The sequence below is a fragment of the Gemmatimonadales bacterium genome (assembly GCA_036265815.1).
Taxonomy (GTDB): Bacteria; Gemmatimonadota; Gemmatimonadetes; order Gemmatimonadales; family GWC2-71-9; genus CAVVWJ01.
In genome coordinates this window covers 116,262-134,131 of the sequence record DATAOI010000064.1, presented here as the reverse complement: position 1 = coordinate 134,131, position 17,870 = coordinate 116,262, and the positions used below count along the sequence as shown (strand labels likewise).

At 65.0% G+C, this 17,870-nt stretch carries 15 protein-coding genes; 7 read left to right on the top strand and 8 right to left on the bottom strand.

Annotation, left to right across the window (positions count from 1 at the left end):
* Positions 1 to 14: 14 nt before the first annotated feature.
* A complete protein-coding gene (locus VHR41_14690; protein ID HEX3235444.1) occupies positions 15 to 2,186 on the bottom strand; it encodes a S9 family peptidase in 2,172 nt (723 codons plus the stop codon).
* A 246-nt stretch (positions 2,187 to 2,432) separates the two neighbouring features.
* Positions 2,433 to 3,032 carry a protease complex subunit PrcB family protein gene (locus tag VHR41_14685; protein ID HEX3235443.1) on the bottom strand — a complete coding sequence of 200 codons (600 nt, stop codon included), beginning with the start codon at positions 3,030 to 3,032 and terminating at the stop codon, positions 2,433 to 2,435.
* Positions 3,033 to 3,203: 171 nt separating this feature from the next.
* Between VHR41_14685 and VHR41_14680 the strand changes: the two genes are divergently transcribed.
* Together VHR41_14680 and VHR41_14675 are read left to right on the top strand one after the other, a co-directional pair.
* On the top strand, positions 3,204 to 3,419 hold the full coding sequence (locus VHR41_14680; GenBank protein HEX3235442.1) for a hypothetical protein: 216 nt from the start codon (positions 3,204 to 3,206) through the stop codon (positions 3,417 to 3,419).
* On the top strand, positions 3,419 to 3,661 hold the full coding sequence (locus VHR41_14675; protein HEX3235441.1) for a hypothetical protein: 243 nt from the start codon (positions 3,419 to 3,421) through the stop codon (positions 3,659 to 3,661). Before VHR41_14680 ends, VHR41_14675 begins: the two co-directional genes overlap by 1 nt.
* An 8-nt stretch (positions 3,662 to 3,669) precedes the next feature.
* Here VHR41_14675 and VHR41_14670 read toward each other — a convergent pair whose 3' ends face one another.
* Together VHR41_14670 and VHR41_14665 are read right to left on the bottom strand one after the other, a co-directional pair.
* Positions 3,670 to 3,891 carry a hypothetical protein gene (locus VHR41_14670; GenBank protein ID HEX3235440.1) on the bottom strand — a complete coding sequence of 74 codons (222 nt, stop codon included), beginning with the start codon at positions 3,889 to 3,891 and terminating at the stop codon, positions 3,670 to 3,672.
* A 144-nt stretch (positions 3,892 to 4,035) separates the two neighbouring features.
* Complete coding sequence (locus VHR41_14665) at positions 4,036 to 5,739, bottom strand: M28 family peptidase (GenBank protein HEX3235439.1); 1,704 nt, start codon at positions 5,737 to 5,739, stop codon at positions 4,036 to 4,038.
* A 168-nt stretch (positions 5,740 to 5,907) separates the two neighbouring features.
* Here VHR41_14665 and VHR41_14660 point away from each other — a divergent pair, with 168 nt between their 5' ends.
* Positions 5,908 to 6,504, top strand: coding sequence for a Yip1 family protein (locus VHR41_14660; protein ID HEX3235438.1), 597 nt, complete (start codon positions 5,908 to 5,910; stop codon positions 6,502 to 6,504).
* A gap of 152 nt (positions 6,505 to 6,656) precedes the next feature.
* On the opposite strand, the gene VHR41_14655 is transcribed toward VHR41_14660, so the two are convergent.
* Positions 6,657 to 7,163 (bottom strand): hypothetical protein, encoded by a 507-nt coding sequence (locus VHR41_14655; protein ID HEX3235437.1) that lies wholly within the window; start codon positions 7,161 to 7,163, stop codon positions 6,657 to 6,659.
* A gap of 697 nt (positions 7,164 to 7,860) precedes the next feature.
* On the opposite strand from VHR41_14655, the gene VHR41_14650 reads away from it, so the two are divergent.
* The 4 genes from VHR41_14650 (at position 7,861) to VHR41_14635 (ending at position 13,496) form a co-directional block, all read left to right on the top strand.
* A complete protein-coding gene (locus tag VHR41_14650) occupies positions 7,861 to 8,649 on the top strand; it encodes a dolichyl-phosphate beta-glucosyltransferase (GenBank protein ID HEX3235436.1) in 789 nt (262 codons plus the stop codon).
* Positions 8,646 to 9,638 carry a glycosyltransferase gene (locus VHR41_14645; GenBank protein ID HEX3235435.1) on the top strand — a complete coding sequence of 331 codons (993 nt, stop codon included), beginning with the start codon at positions 8,646 to 8,648 and terminating at the stop codon, positions 9,636 to 9,638. Before VHR41_14650 ends, VHR41_14645 begins: the two co-directional genes overlap by 4 nt.
* Positions 9,639 to 9,746: 108 nt before the next feature.
* The gene (locus VHR41_14640; GenBank protein HEX3235434.1) at positions 9,747 to 11,249 is read left to right on the top strand and encodes a hypothetical protein; all 1,503 of its coding nucleotides are present in this window, start codon (positions 9,747 to 9,749) and stop codon (positions 11,247 to 11,249) included.
* A 12-nt stretch (positions 11,250 to 11,261) separates the two neighbouring features.
* Entirely contained in the window at positions 11,262 to 13,496 is a 2,235-nt protein-coding gene (locus tag VHR41_14635) for a fused MFS/spermidine synthase (GenBank protein HEX3235433.1), read from the top strand.
* 8 nt (positions 13,497 to 13,504) lie between these two features.
* On the opposite strand, the gene VHR41_14630 is transcribed toward VHR41_14635, so the two are convergent.
* The 3 genes from VHR41_14630 to VHR41_14620 all read right to left on the bottom strand — a co-directional run bounded on the left by VHR41_14630 (position 13,505) and on the right by VHR41_14620 (position 17,789).
* Positions 13,505 to 14,461 carry a hypothetical protein gene (locus VHR41_14630; protein ID HEX3235432.1) on the bottom strand — a complete coding sequence of 319 codons (957 nt, stop codon included), beginning with the start codon at positions 14,459 to 14,461 and terminating at the stop codon, positions 13,505 to 13,507.
* Positions 14,462 to 14,589: 128 nt separating this feature from the next.
* Positions 14,590 to 16,104 carry a hypothetical protein gene (locus VHR41_14625; protein ID HEX3235431.1) on the bottom strand — a complete coding sequence of 505 codons (1,515 nt, stop codon included), beginning with the start codon at positions 16,102 to 16,104 and terminating at the stop codon, positions 14,590 to 14,592.
* A gap of 125 nt (positions 16,105 to 16,229) precedes the next feature.
* Positions 16,230 to 17,789 carry a sulfatase-like hydrolase/transferase gene (locus tag VHR41_14620; GenBank protein ID HEX3235430.1) on the bottom strand — a complete coding sequence of 520 codons (1,560 nt, stop codon included), beginning with the start codon at positions 17,787 to 17,789 and terminating at the stop codon, positions 16,230 to 16,232.
* Positions 17,790 to 17,870 lie beyond the last annotated feature (81 nt).

The window sequence follows — 17,870 nt, the reverse complement described above, 5'->3', positions numbered from 1 at the left end:
TGCCCCACCTTGCCTCACCCTGCCCCCATCCCCACCACATCCAGCACAAACGCGTACTTGAACGCCACCTCCCGCAAATAATCCCACCGTCCCGACGCGCCGCCGTGCCCCGCGCCCATGTTGGTCTTGAGCAGCAGTCGGTTGCCGTCGGTCTTGCGGGCCCGGAGGCGGGCCGTCCATTTGGCGGGCTCCCAGTAGGCCACCCGCGGGTCGTTGAGGCCCGCCGTCACCAGCATGTGGGGATAGTCCTTGGACTCCACGTTGTCGTACGGCGAGTAGGAGCGGATGCAGGCGTACGCCGCGGGGTGGTTGGGATTGCCCCACTCGTCGTACTCGATCACCGTGAGCGGCAGCGTGGCGTCCAGCATGGTGTTCACCACGTCCACGAACGGCACCTCGGCCAGCACCGCGCGGAACAGGTCGGGCCGGAGGTTGGCCACGGCACCCATCAGGAGACCGCCCGCGCTCCCGCCGGTGACCACCAGCCGGTCGGCCGAAGTGAAGCCGGCGGCAATCAGGTGCTCGGCGGCGGCGATGAAGTCGGTGAAGCTGTTGGGCTTCTTGAGCAGCTTCCCCCCCTCGTACCAGGCCCGCCCCATCTCCTCGCCCCCGCGCACGTGGGCGATTGCCACGATGAACCCCCGGTCGAGCAGCGACAGGCTGCTCGAGGAGAACGCCGGGTCGAAACTCACCCCGTAGGCGCCGTAGCCGTTGAGCAGGAGCGGCCGCCGCTCGCCCGGCGCCAGCGGCAGCCGGTAGACCAGGGACACCGGCACTCGCTCGCCGTCCGGCGCCGTGGCGAAGAGCCGCTCGGTCCGGTACTGGCTCGGGTCGTAGCCCCCCAACACCTCGGTCTGCTTCCGGACGGTCCAGGTGCGCGCCGCCATGTCCCAGTCGACCACAGCGTTGGGCGTGACCATCGAGGTGTAGGAGAAGCGGAGCAGACTGGTGTCGAACTCGGGGTTCTCGTGCTGCCGGATGGTGTACACCGGCTCGGGGAAGGGGATGAGATACGCGCCGCCCGCGAGCGGCAGCACGCGGATCTGGCGCAGTCCCGCCTCCCGCTCGTACACCACCAAGTGATCGCGGAACGCATCGGTCGAGTCCAGCTTGACCGCCGGCCGGTGTGGCAGGACTTCGGTCCACGCCGCCTTGCCGGGGTTCTCCACCGGGGCGGAGACGAGGCGGAAGTTGGGAGCGTCGTCGTTCGTGGTGATCAGGAAGCGGGAGCCGTGGTGGGTCACGGTGTACTCGATGCCGGCGCGGCGCGGCTCGACCACCCGGAACGACTCCTCCGGACGGTCGGCGCTGGCATAGCGGACCTCGGAGGTAGAGTGGCTGCCCAGGTCGAGCAGCAGGTACTCCCGGCTGCCGCTCCGGCTGATGTCGAGAAAGAAGGCCTCGTCCGGCTCGAAGTGGACCAGCACGTCCTCGACCGGGTTCTCCCCCAGTCGATGGCGGTAGAGTCGGCAGGGCCGGCGCGCCTCGTCCAGCACCACGTAGAACAGAGTCCGGCTGTCGTTGGCCCAGGCGACGCTGGGCGACACGTTGCCGATGGTCTCTGCCAGCAGTTCGCCGGTCGCCAGGTCTTTGACGTAAAGGGTGAACGCCTCCGCGCCGCTGGTGTCGACGGCATAGGCCAGCAGCGTGTGATCCGGACTCACCTCATGAGTGCCCAACCGGAAGTAGGCGTGCCCCTCCGCCAACGGATTCTGGTCCAGCAGCACCTCTTCGGCGCCGTCGTCCGTGGCGTCCCCCTCCGCGGCCGGGCGGCGGCATAGCATGGGATACTGCGCCCCTTCCATGGTGCGAGAGTAGTAGAGCCAGCCGTCGAGCCGTTCCGGCACCGAGAGGTCGGTCTCCTTGATCCGCCCACGCATTTCCCGGAAGAGCCGTTCCTGCAGCGGCTCGGTGTGCCGCATCATCGCTTCGGTGTAGCGGTTCTCCGCCTCGAGGTAGGCGAGGACCTCGGGATCCTCGCGATTGCGGAGCCAGAAGTACTCGTCGATCCGCACCTCGCCGTGCACCGTGTCGACCCGCGCCGCGGCGCGCGCCACCGGCGGCAGCGCCGGCTCGGACGGGACCAGTGTGGGTTTCGGCCGTTCGAGCTCCAGTGGTCCGCCGGGCGCATGGGCGAGCGCGGGCAGAGCGCGGCTGGGATTGCTGCGGGTTGGCTGGGACGACATTCCGTGCTTTCGGTTGGCGGTTCAGCGGACCAGCGGTGCAGGTCCTGGCCGGAATAACAGGGGCCGACTGAGGCAAGTCAAGGCTGGATTAAGACCATGTGTAGCAATATCTTACGCGTCGGACGGAAGGGCGGACGGCAAGGGCGGTAAGGACGGGAAGGGCGGTAAGGTTCGTAAGTGCAGGCATGGGATTCCCTTGCCGCCCGTACTGCCCTTACCGACCTCACCGTCTTTACCGCCCTTGCCTCACCCGCAGCTCCGGATCTCCTTGCGCTCCACGAAGGTCCAGCGTTTCACTCCGGCGGCGGGCAGTGCCACCACCTGGGTGGGGTGAGTGATCACTTCGGTGGTCATGCAGTCGGGCCCGGGTGACCGCTCGAGCACTCCGATCGTCAGCGCGTCGCCCGACCGGACCGCCCGCTCGACCTGCACCTCGACGCCCCCGTGAGGCTGCCGGCCCTGGGTCACGGCCACCAGCAGCTCGCGTTTGAAGTCGATCACCGGCTGGGCGCCGTCGGCGCCGAGCTGGTTCCAGAAACGGGTCCAGGTGACCGGATCCTGGATGACCAGCCGCCGGGGCTGGTCGTCCACCTGGGCGTATTGCCAGTGGCCGATCTCCCGGATGGGGAGGCTGTCGCCCGGAGGGATTCCGGCAGAGGCGGGTGAGGGGCTGCCCGGAGCGACCGGCGGTGTCGGAGCGGGGGCCGAGGTGGGGCCAGGCGACGTGGTGACCGGGCCGTTGCCGCCGGCCGGCGCATCGGGGGCGGGTCCACCCGCGGGCGTGATCTGTCCGCTGTGGCAGCCGGCGAGAAGGAGTACCAACGGGGCAAGCTGTCTGGCGGCCATGTCCCCAAGCTATCGGATTTGGTCGGCCGGCGCACGCTGCCGCGCGGCCCCCGGGGGGGCAGTGTCACCCGGGTCACAGCTTCGATTCCGGTGAGAGGGTTACCCCTGAGTATGGGCCGAATCCAACCACCGCCCGATGACGAGTCGCGGCTACCCGTACGCGAGGCCAGGTTGCGCCTGGAGGCGGCAGCGCTCTACCCGAAGCTCGTGCCCGAGCGCTGGGTGCGGGCGGCGGCCCTGGTGCCGGTCGTGATGCGCGAGCGGGCGCGAAATGGAGTACCCTGGCTGGGGGAGGGACGCTTGCTGCCCGAGGAGCACTTCGAGTTCCGCGGCACGGAGCCGCGTGGAACGCTGTGGACGGGACTTTTGACCCGGCTGACCGACTGATGGCGGAGCGGCGCGAGGCGCGGCTTCGGCCGGAGTTCGCCCAGAGCTACCCCGGGCTCACGCCTGGCGTCTGGGAAGCCGCTTCCGTGATCACCGAGAAAGTGATCGCATGGCGCCTCATGCACCGGGTGGCCGGCATGTTCCTCTGGGATCGGGTACTGAACCCGGACCACTTCGAGTTTCGCGGCCGGCCGGACAGCCGACCGGACCCGCCATCACGGAGCACCGACGCCGCTGAGTGACGTAGCGGCTACGGGTGACCGACCGGCAGAGGGGCGATCGAGGGCAAATCTGGTGGCTCGGCGCGGCCCGGCGGATCCAGCGAGGCCAGCGCCAGGATCAGACCGAATCCCGCGGTCACTGCCCAGAATAGTACACGGGCGGTGACCCGGACTTGGTACTGGTTGGTACCACAGCCGGTGCAGAGGACGGTGTATTGCGGAAGCGGGATGCCGCAGCGGACGCAGGCCATCACGGCTCTCCTGGTCGGTGGTTCGTGATCACACGATCGATCGTCGGCCGCCAGCAATAGACACAACCCCCTACCTAACTCCGGCACTCCACGATCACCGTGCGCATCATCACAGAGGGTCCCGCCTTCCCACCCTTCCCACCGCTACTGCCTACACCCCCCATTCGGATCCGGCTTCGGCTTGTCCACCACCACGGCGTGGTCGAGATCCGCCACGGCCAGCGCCACGTCCTGGATGAGCCCCGCCACCCGGGCCATCTTGGCGTAGTCGATGTACTGCGGCTCGTCCGTCACCTCGTGGTAGTCCATGTGCGCGCCCGTCGTAAAAAAGGTGATCGGGATGCCGAATCGGGCGTACATGTAGTGGTCGCTGCGGCAATAGTAGTTGTGGGGCTCGCCGTCGGCGTCGTAGGTGTAGTCGAATAGGAAGCCGTGCTTCCCCTCCCGATTCACCCGCTCCACGATGTCGCCCAGCTCGGTGGAAAGCCGGCGGCTGCCGATGAGCTGGAGGTAGCCGGGGCCGCCGCCCTGGATGTCAGTCGCGTCGCCCCGGCCGACCATGTCGATGTTGAGCTGGGCCACGATGGAGTCGCGGGTGACCGTAGGATGGCGGGTGAACCAGTCGGAGCCGAGCAGGCCGAGCTCTTCGCCGGTGTGCCAGACGAAGAGGACCGAGCGCCTGGGGTGGGCCGGGCCCTGGGCCATCGCCTCGGCGATCTCCAGCACGGTCACCGTGCCGCTGCCGTCGTCGTCGGCGCCGTTGGCGATGGAGTCCGGGCGAGGCGGGCGGAGCTTGCGCAGGCTGTCGAGCATGGCACGGATCCGGGTGGTCTGGGCCACCGTGGGCGTGCCCGGCGAGCTGCCGATGCCTTCGGGGCGCATCACGGTGTTCCAGGCCCGGAGCGAGTCGTGATCCTCAGCCAAGGGCTGGATGCCGATGTGATCGTTGTGGGCGCCGATGGCCACCAGCTCGTTGCCCAGCTTGGGGTCGGTGCCCGGCAGAATCGCGACGACGTTCCGAGCGGGCGCGGGGGCCGGCATGTCGGCGAAGTGGAGGTTGCCGTGCACCGTGGCCCCGGGATCGCCGGGCTTGGCCTCAGCGACAGGCTCGCCCAGGAGCGTGCTGGCGGCCTTGGAGGTCACGTAGAAGAAGGTGGGCGTCGGCTTGGCGTCCGACACGGCGAGCTGGGCGCCCGCCTCCCGCAACGACGCCCGCTCCGAGGCGGCGATCGCGTCGAGTGTCGTCACCGCGATTCCCGCCGCGGTGGCGAACTGGCTGGTGACCGCCGCGCGGTTGACGGCGCCGGTGGGCGCGCCACCAGGCTGGGGCGCCGCGGAAATCACCACCAGCTTCCCGGCGGCCTCGTCCGGCGAGATGATCGGCGCCGAGCTGTCGCCCACGGTGCCGCCGAAGACCGTCTGGACGCCGTCGAGCGCTCGGGCCCCCTTTCCCTGGTCCCGCGGGAGGACGTCGGTCCAGATGGCGAGGGGGACGCCTTCGACCGAGAGCCGGGAGTCGGAGGTCACCATCCGACGCACCAGCGGGACCGTCTGGAAGAAGCTCCCGTTGTCGCCCGCGGGCGTGAGCCCCAGTCGCTCGGCCTCGGCGGCGATGTAGTCCGTCGCCTTCACGTCGCCCACCGTGCCGCTCAACCGGCCTTCCATCGAGTCGTCGGCGTAGATGTAGAGCCGAGTCTTGAGGTCGGCGGGGGTGATCTCGGTGGCGGTAGCGGCGGCAGGGGCGGGCACCTCGGCGCCGGGCGCGGCGTGGCCACAGGCGAGGAGGGGGAGGAGCGCTATCGCGGCGGCAGCGCGCACGACGGCGTTCGGCAGACGGGGCAGGGGCACCAGGGTCTCCGAGTCGGGGGTCAGCAGCTGGGAAAGATCTCTCCAACCTACGCCGGGCTCAACCGGTGGGTTTCCTGGAGGGACGTGGGCGCCTCTTTACGACGCGGCTCCGCCGCCGCACTATACCTGCTCCCACCTGTCAGTGTTCACCAACGCAAGGAGCCTCCAATGGCCCTGATCGACCGCGTCAAGGCGATCCTGCTGACGCCCGCAACGGAGTGGCAGGTGATCGACGGCGAGGCCACTACACCGGGTCAGCTCTACGCCGGGTACATCGCCCCGCTGGCGGCGATCGGGCCGATCGCGGGGGTGATCGGATTCTCGGTGTTCGGGTTCCGGGTGCCGTTCACCGGCACCGTGTGGCGGGTGCCGATCGGGACTGCCCTGGCCGGGGCGGTGGTGCGCTACGTCCTCACGCTCATCGCGGTGTATGTTCTGGCACTCATCATCGACGCGCTGGCGCCGACGTTCGACGGGACCAAGAGCCAGATGCAGGCGCTCAAGGTGGCAGCGTACTCCAGCACGGCAAGCTGGGTGGCGGGAATCTTCGCGGTGCTGCCTGCGCTCAGCGTGCTGGGGATCCTGGGGCTCTACAGCATCTATCTGCTGTACCTGGGGCTGCCGGTGCTGATGAAGGCGCCGAAGGAGAAGGCGATGGGGTACACGGTCGTGGTGATTCTCGCGGGCATCGTGCTGTTCATGATCATCGGGGCTGTGGCGGGGCGGTTCGTGGGGATGCCGATGGGGGGGATGATGGGACGGTGAGGGTGAGCTGGCTAGTGGGTGATCGTGCTTGGCTAGTCCGCGCCGCGAACGTCGTTCTCGGAACAGGGGTGTTGGCGTACCTGGTGGGTTCCGCGCTCAGCCCTGGCGTGTCGCGCGCCGATCATCATGCAAGCATCGCCTGGGAGAATGTCTCACGGGCCGATCTGGTCACTGCAGCGCTGTATCTGGATGTCCAGGAGGGTGGACCCGCGCTCGCCCTCGCTCACTTGGGTCAGCTCGCGAGGCGAGACACCGCGGTACATGCCTCGAGACACATGTACGCCCATGCGGTTGGACGATATGCCGTTCAGCGCCAGTGGGATCCACGAGTATTTGCGGCATGCACTCCGGGCTTCGAGTCGGGATGCTTCCATGGAGTGATCGAATCCTATGTCTTGCACCTTCCCCACCTCAGCGTAAAGCAGATCGCCGCGCTCTGCGATAGTATTTCTGGCGGGAGCTTCCGCCGCGTCGCGCGACGGGAGTGCGCTCACGGACTCGGCCACGGCCTTTGGTTCCGGGTCGGGGAACAGGCGCTCGGCTTCTGCGACGGGCTCACTAATCCAGCGGCTCAAGAGGAGTGTAGAGACGGAGTTTTCATGCAGCGTGCCAATGAGCGGATGGCACTTCGGGGCGCACCGGCCGAACACCAGCATCATACTGATCAGTCCGCCGCGCATGGATCCGCCCAAGCAAAGGGAGGCGGTACCGCATCGTTCGTCTGTCAGGATGAAGCTTCGCAGTACCGGCATGCATGCTGGCATTACGAAGGCCGTCTTCTGCTGCTGGATGCTGGCCAGGATTACTCGCGTGCTTTTGAGGGATGCGATCGTGCTCCGGACTCCTACCGGTCAGTCTGCTACTGGGGCCTGGGCAAGTGGATAGCCGGCCATGTCGCTCGCACCCCCGACACGGAGGAGCAGATCATTCAGCGTTGCGGCATGGGCCGTGAGGCACTTCAGGGCGCATGCTTGGCCGGGGCAGCCGAGAACCTCATTGACGAGGAGGGGACCTTCGAGGCTGCCTCCCAGCTTTGCCGGTCCGTGCCCGAAACTGCGAAGCTTCCGTGCTACCAGAAACTCGGGGAGCGAGTCGGGATCGTTGCCGCTGACGGGGGAGAGGTCACATCGTGCGCGTTGCTGGCACCGCCGGAGTTCAGGTCGACTTGCCAATCGGCGGCAGTCCACGAACGCTCCCGTGATGGGGAGGTGCCGCGCCTCGGTGCATTGCCGGCGGTGAGGTAGGCATCGTGGTACCTTTTCTCCCAGTCCCTGACGACTATCGACCCAGCTGCTGCCGTCTGGCCCCGGGTGGCTACCCTCCGGGCACGAGATGTGCACTTGCCTGGTGGCTTCAATGAGAGATTCCGCCGCGGTCTCCGTCATCATCCCCGCCTATGAGGAGGAGTTGCGCCTCCGTCGCACGCTCCTGGAGATGGTGGAGTACTTCCGCTGCCGGGAAACATCGGCGGAGATGATCGTGGTCGACGATGGCAGCCGGGACGGTACCAGCGCGGTCGTCCACTCGCTGTCGCGCAGGTATGCCGAGCTGCGTCTGATCCGTCTGGCTCAGAATCACGGCAAGGGCTACGCGGTGCGGACCGGCGTCGTCAACGCCCGGGGCGCCTGCGTGCTGGTCGCGGATGCTGACGGCGCCACGCCCATTGCCGAGATCGAACGTCTCGAGCGCGCGTTGGAGGAAGGCAGCGATGTGGCCGTGGGGTCGCGGGCCAGCGTCCCCGGGGCCGACGTGCGAGTCCAGCGCCGCTGGTACCGCCACGTCATGGGCCGCACATTTCATGGCCTAGTCGAGCTGCTCACCGTGAAAGGCATCCGCGACACTCAGTGCGGTTTCAAGCTCTTTCGAGGGTCTATCGCACACGACCTCTTTTCCCGCATGCGAATGGAGGGCTTCAGCTTCGATGTCGAGCTGCTTTTGATGGCTCAGCGGCGAGGCTACCGGGTCGCCGAGGTGCCCATCAACTGGGTGCACCAGCCCGGCTCCAAGATTCGGGTGGTGCGGGACTCGATCCGGATGGCGGCCGATCTCGTCGCGATCCGAACCAACTGTCTCAAAGGGGAATACGATCGGCCGCGCATCACCCCATATGATGACGCGGCCGAGTCGGTGCTGGAGACTCCCTGAGCAGCCCCGACGTCGCCCGGCCGAGGCTGGCGATCATTTCACCGGTCTATGATGACTGGGCTTGCTTGCCGGTGCTCCTCGGGCGCCTCGACCAAGCTCTGCGTGAGATCCGGGCCACGGCGGACGTCTATCTGATCGACGACGCTTCGCCGCTGCCGCGCCCGCGAGATCTGCAGGATTCGTCCTATGAAGCGATTCGAAGTGTGTGGGTCGTGCGTCTGAGGCGCAACCTCGGGCACCAGAGGGCGATCGCGGTTGGCTTGGGGCTGGTCAGCACGCTCGAAGGATACCAGGCCTCTCTGGTGCTGGACTCCGATGGAGAGGACCGCCCCGAGGACATTCGACAGCTCCATTCCGCGATGCGGCAGACCGATTACGGCGCGGTCGTCTTCGCTGCCCGCACCAAGCGAACCGAAGGCTGGTGGTTCAGATCCATGTACTGGCTATTCCGCTGGTCTCACCGCATGCTCACGGGCATTCCAGTCCGGTTCGGCAATTTCAGTCTCATCCCCACACACCTGGTTCGCTCCCTCGTTCTCGTCTCTGATCTGTGGAATCACTATGCTGCGGCGGTGGTCAAGGCACGACTACCCCATACGACCGTGCCGTGTGTGAGGGGGGGGCGAATAGCGGGAAGCTCGCAGATGAACCTGGTGACGCTCACCACGCATGGGCTTCGGGCCTTCTCCGTGTTCAGCGAGGAGATTGGAACCCGCGCGTTGCTCGCCTGTCTTGCGTTGTGCGCTGTGTCGATCGTTGGCGCCGTGCTCATCCTGGTCATCCGATTCGGTACCGCACTGGCCGTCCCCGGCTGGGCGACAACAGCGTTGGCGTTCGCTGTTGTGATTACTCTGCAATCTCTCACCCTGGCGGCCGTCTTCGTCTTTTATATTCTCTCGTCTCGGAGCTTCTCCGCGACACTGCCGGTGCGTGAGTTCGAGTTGTTCGTCGAATCGCGAGAGGCACTGTACACCGCCCCGATTGGTTGACCGGTGGGCATTTCTCTCCTGACCCAACCACCTCAGTCGCCCGCAGTATCTCAGCGCTGGACCCGTGCCTTGATCGCCACCGCCGTAGGCGTGGGAGGATTGGCTCTCGTGGCAGAAGCCGTCGCCCCCCCCAGTCCGGACGTCGCGTTCTACATGTTCGGGGCACAGCGGGTTCTGCAAGGAAGCCGCCTGTACCGGGATCTGATCGACCTCAATCCCCCACTCATCTTCTGGCTCAACATCCCACCGGCGCTGATGGCAGGAGCACTGCACTTGTCCCCCCTAGCGGTCTACCGTTTCTCGGTGACGTTGGTCCTGATCAGTGTGTTGGCAGTGTCCCAGGACAGTCTGCGGCGAATCTGCCAGGATTCAGGGGAGCTCTCCCGGGCATCGATCAACGCCATGCTGGTCTTCGCACTCTTGGCGCTTCCGGGTGAGGCGTTCGGGCAACGCGAGCATCTCATGTTTGCTCTTGCGCTGCCGTACATCTTGTGCGTCGTAGCTCAGGCGAGCTCTCCCGAACCGGTACGCAGTGGGTGGCTCATCGGCCTGCTGGCCGGCATCGGCTTCTCGCTCAAACCTTACTTCCTGATCCTGTGGGTGGTATTGGAGGTTTGGCTCCGCCGCAAAGCGCCGGCGACGCGCCTAGCCAGGAGCGAACTTCTCGCCACGGCACTCGTCGTCCTGGCCTATGGCCTTGCGGTCTGTTTTCTCACGCCGGAGTATTTCACGGTCGTCCGAGTGCTGGGCGAGGCGTACAGGAAGTACATGAGTCTGCCGGTCGTGAGTACGCTCGTTGTCGGTGAGGGCTCCACCATCCCGTTGCTCACGCTGCTCGTATACGCCACTGTCTCCCGTCGGGCAGCCAACCCGGTGTTGGTTCAGGCCCTCGCGTTGGCTTTAGCTTCTCTGCTCCTCGCCGCAGCGCTCCAGCAGAAGGGATGGTGGTATCACTTCTATCCCAGTTCGGCGGTCTCGGTTGTTCTGTTGGGCATCATGGTAATCCGTGCCAGAGCTGCAAGAGCCCGGTTTGCCTCGGGGGTATACGGCCTCACCGCGGCCGCCGCACTCGCCTTTCTCTGCATCACAACTGTAGTGAGATCGGTGTCGGTGGCGCTTCATCCATTCGCCGAGGACGTGACCAGGTATCCTGGCTTCCATGAGCTGCTGGCGCTGGTGCGGCAACGGGCGCCAGGCGGAACGCTCATGATCTGGTCGTTCAACATCCGATCCGCATTTCCCCTGGTGACCTTGTCCGGGGCCAGGTGGGGTTCTCGTTTTCCGAGCATGTGGCTCGTGCCGGCGTCCTACTGGGACGCGATGCCAAAGCCTGGCCCCGCGAGATTTCGGCCACTCTCAGAGCGATCGGCCGCGGAGCGCCTGCTCGATTCGGCGATGGTGACCGACATGCGGAGTCACCCGCCCGAGATGTTGCTCATCCTCAGCCCTTCCCGGGACAGCGGCGCGAACGGCTTCGAGCGGCTCGATCTTCGGTCGTACTTTGCGATGGATCCAGAGATTGCACAGATGCTGACCTGCTATCGCTATGTCGAGCTCATCGGGGTTCACGAAGTCTACCAGCGGTCGGATGCAGGAGCGTGCCGGCAATGATCGGATGAGACCGTGCTGGAGCTGATATACGGGGGGACCCTCTTCGTGGGAGCGTTCCTGCTTTTCGTGGTCGAACCGATGTTCGCCAAGATGGTGCTCCCGCTGTTGGGCGGGAGCCCTGCAGTGTGGAACACCTGCGTGCTCTTTTTTCAGAGCATGCTCCTCCTCGGATACCTGTACGCTCATCTCGGCCCCCGCCTGCTCGGAGCGCGGCGGCATGCCGCCTTCCACCTGGCGGCCGTCCTGCTGTCGATCTTGGCCTTGCCGATCACGTTGCACCGCGTGGGAGCCCCTCCGACCTCGGGCAGTCCGGTCGTGTGGCTGATCCAGGTTCTGATGGTCTCGCTCGGGTTCCCCTTTCTGCTGCTCTCGAGTACGGGGCCGCTGGTGCAGCAGTGGTTCGGCGCCGCCGATCGCGCGCGGAATCCGGATCCCTATTTCTTGTACTCAGCCAGTAACGCAGGTAGCCTGCTTGGCCTGCTGGCCTACCCCGCGATCATCGAGGCCGCGCTCCCTTTAACCGCCCAAGCGCGGGTGTGGACTCTCGGCTACGCGCTCTTCATCGCACTCATAGCCGGTTGTGCCTACCTGCTCTGGGCCTCCCCTTCGGAACAGCTCGCGATCTCGGTTGGAGCCGAGTCAGTTGCTAGTCGCGACGGGCCGGCTGGGACTACACGGTCGGCCTGGTTGGAGCGCGTGATGTGGGTGGCGCTCGCCTTCGTCCCCTCCAGCTTGCTGCTTGGACTCACGACCTATGTGACCATGGACATCGCGGCGATTCCCTTGCTCTGGGTCGTGCCCTTCGCCGTGTATCTCCTGACCTTTGTGATCGCTTTCGCCCGTACTCCGCTGTTCCGGCGAGAACGAATGGTCCGGGCCCAGCCACTGTTCGTCGTGCCGGTGGTGGTCCTCATGTTCTGGGGGCCGTATGTGGCGACACCTGCATTTCTGCCTTTCCATCTCACGGCATTCTTCCTCACCGCGATGGTCTGCCATGGAGAGTTAGCCGCGCGCCGCCCTCGCCCCGCGCGATTGACCGAGTACTACCTCTGGCTGGCCTTGGGGGGCGCGCTCGGTGGGGCGTTCAACGTCCTCATAGCTCCGAACCTCTTCACCTCGGTGTTGGAATACCCGTTGCTTCTGGTGCTCGCGTGTTTGCTCAGGCCCAGTGCCGAACGGCCTTCGACCAAACTCGTGAGGAACCTGCTAGTCGCCCTGATGGCGGCACTGATTCTCGTGGCCGCGCGACATGTGTTGATCAGGTACGACGAATCGGGCGCGCGCGCCCCTGTGCTGGTGTGGGTCGCAGAGATCACGGCTTCATGTTTCGCGGCGGTGGTGTGCTATCGAGCGCGGAATGAACCTCTCGCCCTTGCGGGCAGCCTGGGGGCCATCGTCGCTGCCTGGGTAATCGCCGACGCCACTCAGAATGATTTGATCTTGAATGAGCGGGACTTTTACGGGATCCATCAAATCAGGAACAACGATGCCGATTCGACCCATCTCTTGCTCAACGGCACGACCAAGCACGGGGCTCAGTCCCTTGCGTCGGGGCGTCGCCGTGAGCCGCTGAGCTATTACACTCGCACGGGACCGTTGGGAGATGTGTTCCGCGAGATCGCGGCAACTCCCGGGCGGTCCATAGCGGTCGTGGGCTTGGGAACCGGAGCCACGGCCGCGTACGGCCTCAGCGGCGAACGGTGGACGATCTATGAGATCGATCCGGCCGTGGAACGCATCGCCCGAGACCCCGAGTACTTCACCTACCTCGCCGACAGCCCCGCCCGAATGCAGGTTGTCCTGGGAGACGGACGCCTATCCTTGACGCGAGCAAGGGATGGTGCCTTCAGCCTGATCGTGCTTGACGCCTTTTCCTCCGATGCGATTCCAGTGCATCTGCTCACCAGGGAAGCCCTGACATTGTATTTCCGAAAGCTGGCGCCTGGCGGAGTAGTGGCGTTTCACTTGAGCAACAGGTACTTGAATCTCGAGCCGGTGGTGGCTCGACTGGCCCGAAACATTGGTGCTGCGGCCCGAATCCGGGTGAATACGACTCACAAGCGAGTCGACGGGCCCACTGGTGAAGACTCCTCCGTCTGGGCGGTTGTCGCGCCCGACCTGGGCTCGTTGGGCGGACTTTCCAGCGACCACAGGTGGAGGCCGCTCAGGCAACTTCCTGGGGTGGACACCTGGACCGACGACTTCTCCAATGTCCTGCAGGTCCTGACCATAGCGAGACCCTTTTGATGCGCACCTCAATCCGGGTGCTCTCCGATACCGGTCGCTTCCTTCGAGTCTGGTTTTCTCGCCGCTCGGAACACGCCGATGCCCGACAGATCGTCGGCGTTACCCTGGTGGCCGCGGAGCACGAGCCAAAGCATGGGGATATACACGGCGAGTAGCATGGCCGGCCAGATGGTACCGATCATCGCAGCGAGATCGTTCGTCTTGAGGAGCGCCGGAAAGGCGAGCACCTGAAATACCGCCACCCACGTTCCCACGACGTAGATTGCCGTCTGGCGCCCATTCTGTGGGATGAGCGCGAGCGCCACGGTTTCGTGGGGCAGGAGATTCTGCGGAATCAGGGACAGGGCGAGCAAGAGCCTCGCGCGCGGGTCTCGCCACCGAACCACTGCCAACAAGAGAATCCAGCCGTAGGGTCGCATGATGGGCGAGGCGATGTGTGGCGAATCGCGGATGACTTGAAGCCACTCGCGCGGCCACTGTGGCAGCAAGATAAGACTCACCAGGAGTATCACGCCGCCGCCGAGGACAGCCCCGCGCGACGGGTACGCGGCGAATAGGGCTAGTCCGGAGTTCGGCTTTGTGATCAGGAGTCCGCCGAGTGCGGGGATCAATGTCGCCGCGACCAGCAGGGGGGTGAGCTGGCCGTTTGCCAGCGCATGGATTACTGCGCCGCTGCCGAGCGCAAGAAGCGCCCACCAGCCCCGGCCGGCCATCGCATAAGTGAAGATCCCCGCGATCAGCCCCACCCAGAGCGTGCTCGCCACCGGGAACGAAAGCCAACTGAACGGGAACGCGAGCAGCACCGCCGGGAGCGGATAATACAACGGCCAAATGGAATGGGTATGCGCCAACGGATAGGGATCGAGCCCGCGGCGAAGATCCGCACAGGCAAACCACAGGATCTCAATGTCGTTGCTGCGGTCAGGAACGAGCCGGAAGGTCAGGGCGGTCAGCGCGCCAAACACCAGGGCGGCGCCTATGGCCAGGCCCGCTCGCGCACGGTGAGATGGGATGGGGCCTGACATGGAGTCGAGGCGGAATATGTGCTTAGGGTGATCGGCCCACAACGTCGCCCGACCCGCGACACGGCATCTCAATTGACTCGCGAGAACCGGTACGGAAAGGCCCAGCTTGACCAATAGGTCTCATCGTGGAGAGGAGGGAGGTCCGCAGCGAAATAATGGCGAAGGACCAATCGGGTCACATTCACCGGTGAAATGCTGTCCCACAGCTCGGACCTCGGAGTGCCCGGAAGCGCGTAGGCGGCAAAGACGGCCGTGCGTTCCGCAATTTGAGTCGGCGTTGCCCTGATCATCGGACCAGGCCCACGCCGGCCGAAGCGGCCATGTCCGTGATCCGCCTGGATGAGGATGATCGGCGGTGTCGCAGAACGGCTTTGGATCGAGTCAATCAGCGCGAGCAGCTTGTGATTCAAACACTGAATTTGCTCCACGTACGCTCGCTTGACGCTGTCAGGGCGGTCGTCCGCCGGCCAGAAGGGATCCCGATGGCGACAGTCACGCCGGTACAGGTACGGCTCATGAGGGAGCGCCAGGTGAGCGAACACAAACACCGGCTTCGGGCGGCCACCCATCCGGGCGAGCCGCCGAAACTTCCAGTCGAGGAGAGTGGCGGACTCGGTCGCATAGGGGAGACTGTCGAAAGCGTACCCGGTCGCTGCCGTGATCACTCTCTGCGCGGCTCGAACCGGTGTCGTGCTCACCCACGCCGCCTCGAACTCCGGGTGGATCATGGACGGCGATGGGATCTGTTCATCGGCGAGCCGGCTTTGCCGCGTGGGCCAGAATCCAGTGGGCAAGAAGATGTAATGGTAGCCGAGTCCCTTCAGGGTGAGGGCGAACCGATTGTTCTCGATGATCGGGTAACTCAGGCTCCAATCTCGATTATCGGCGCCGAACTGTTTGGGGAAATCCTCGAGGTATCGCAGGTTGAGCATGGCCGCCAGGGCCAGCATCGTGTGCACGTAGTTTGCGCGAGCGGCCTGAGGCACGAAGAAGCCCCGCTTCTGGAGCGCCTCCTCAAAGGAGCTATTATCGAAATCGTAGTTCCGCGCGAGCTCTCGTGAGGCCTCATACTTGTCCACTATGATGAGGAAGACGTCGGGGGGCCTAGACCCGCTCGTCATCGCGTTGACTACCTTGACCGGGGCAGGGGCCGAGGTCACTTCGTCGACCGAGGGCCGGCCGAAGCTCCGGACTGCGCCTGCCGCGGCGAACGCAGCGAGGAGGGTCGTGACGACGTTGAGGTAGCGGGAAATCCCCTTGAGATCGCCCTGGTATCGCCACAAGCCGAACGTAATGATGACCAGCAGCCATGCTTCGACAAACAAGAAAGTCACTTGCTCGCCGCGAGCGGCCAGGAAACCATCCAATGGATCGTAGGCCACCCGGAAGGTGCCGAACGCGAAGACAGTAAGGAATGCAATCAGAGCGCCCTTCTGAGCATTCCAGGTAATGACCGCGGCGATGATCCAAACGGAAATGGTGAGGGCCAGCGAGGCAAGCAGCGGGCGCGTGAGATCGCTCGGCCGGATCAGCTGCCCCCCATTCCCGGCCGCGAGCGCGAGCACGAAATACATGCTGATCAAGAACGGGTAAGCGGGCACCGCTCTGCACGACTTGACCCTCAAGTCGCACCTGCTGCGCTGAGCTGCCCGGTCACGTGACTCTCACCGTCCGGAGGAAGCAAACCAAGCCGACGTTTCTCTTGCGTTCACCTGATCCTCGTAAAGGCGTACGGATGGTGGGAGGAGGACCAGAAGGTCCGCTCGGGCAATGGGGGCAGCGGCAACCGGTAGTAATGCCGCATGATGGCCCGGACCGCATTGACGGGACCGATGGAGTCTGAGAGCAACCCTGCAGGATGATCGGGCAGGTAGTACGCCGCGAAGATGTCCGTTCGCTCGGCTACTTGCCAGGGCAAAGCGTCCTTCAAGGCGGGTTGATCGTGGCCCATGCGCCCATGCCCGTGGTCCGCTTGCAGGATGATGATCGTCTGCCGATGTGCCCGATGGAGGATATCCGTCACCAGACGCTCGACCCGCTGGTTGGTGCACTTGACCTGGTCCACGTACGCCGCCACAACCCGAGACGCTTCGGGGCCGTCGTCCCTTTCCGGTATGTACGGATCGCGATGCCCGCACATGGCATCGTAGATATATGGCTCGTGAGGCACGGTGAGATGGGCGAACACAAAGATCGGCTCTCTGCTTCCCGCGAGCTCGGCAATCCGCTGGAATTTCCAATCCATGAGCGTCGCTGACTCAGGGACATACTTTCCGGTTGAGCAACCGATGAGGGGGCAGAGGCCTTCGAGGAGCGGGCGTAGCAGTGTCGTTCGAAGCCAGACCGACTGAAATTCGCGAGACGCACTGGTGGGCTCAGGGAGCTGCTGGTCCGCGAAGCGGTTACGCTTTGTCATCGGGAAAGCGGAAGGGAAGAAAACGAACCGGTAGCCTTCCTGCTTGAGCGCGCGGGACACTCGATTGTCTTCTATAACCGGGTAGGCTGCTCGCCAGCTCTGGTTGTCACGGCCCAACGCGGTAACCAGCGTATCCAGGTATTGCCAATTCAGCATGGCCGCGAGGGCAAGAAAGGTGTGATTATAGTTTGCCCGCGCATTCCGAGGGACGAAAAATCCTTCGTGCGCCAGGAACTGGAGGAACTCGGTGTCGTCCAATCGAAAGTTCGCGGCCAGGCTTCGGGGTCCGGTGTATTTGTCCAGAATGACGAAAAAGAAGTCAGGCTTCGCGTCCGGTGGGTGGCCTGCCTCCGCATGAGCCTGAGGGAGGCTGCTCATGGGCAGCGCGTCTCTGGCGGTGGTGTTGTTCCAGATAAATTGGCCGCTGGACCACAACAGCAGCATGGCCGCGACGAGATTGAGATAGCGGAGCGTCGGGAGAAAGGAGTGTGACGAGCGGCGGACGAGATCGGTGAACGCAACCAGAAGAATGACGATCAGCGTCAGGGCCACGATGTCCGTGGCGAGCTCCGCGACCGGTGGCCAGCTGCGGACAACGACGATCGCGCGACCGGATGCCCCGAAGACCAGCACTGCGGCGAGCGTAAGCAGGGCCCGTTTGCCGGGTTCCTTCGTGACCAGACCGTTGAGAAACCAGGCTGTGGTGGCGAGTAATAGGCTTATGAGGATCGGCCAGAGGAGATCGCCGGGGCCCACCAGTTCCCCACCGTTTGCCGCAGCCAAGGCCACCACGAGATAGGCGCTGGCGAGAAATGGATACCAGGGCGGAGCTGAACCGATGTCAGCTGCCATTGGTCTGAGAGAGACGGACGCCGCGCATCAACGGCGTGTCGCTCGGTCCCGCAGTTGCCGCACGGCTGTCGCGACCCGCCC

Coding starts and splice junctions, on each gene's coding strand:
- VHR41_14690 (HEX3235444.1), bottom strand. CDS start 2,186: ATGTCGTCCCAGCCAACCCGCAGCAATCCCAGCCGCGCTCTGCCCGCG.
- VHR41_14685 (HEX3235443.1), bottom strand. CDS start 3,032: ATGGCCGCCAGACAGCTTGCCCCGTTGGTACTCCTTCTCGCCGGCTGC.
- VHR41_14675 (HEX3235441.1), top strand. CDS start 3,419: ATGGCGGAGCGGCGCGAGGCGCGGCTTCGGCCGGAGTTCGCCCAGAGC.
- VHR41_14670 (HEX3235440.1), bottom strand. CDS start 3,891: ATGGCCTGCGTCCGCTGCGGCATCCCGCTTCCGCAATACACCGTCCTC.
- VHR41_14660 (HEX3235438.1), top strand. CDS start 5,908: ATGGCCCTGATCGACCGCGTCAAGGCGATCCTGCTGACGCCCGCAACG.
- VHR41_14655 (HEX3235437.1), bottom strand. CDS start 7,163: ATGATGCTGGTGTTCGGCCGGTGCGCCCCGAAGTGCCATCCGCTCATT.
- VHR41_14650 (HEX3235436.1), top strand. CDS start 7,861: ATGAGAGATTCCGCCGCGGTCTCCGTCATCATCCCCGCCTATGAGGAG.
- VHR41_14620 (HEX3235430.1), bottom strand. CDS start 17,789: ATGGCAGCTGACATCGGTTCAGCTCCGCCCTGGTATCCATTTCTCGCC.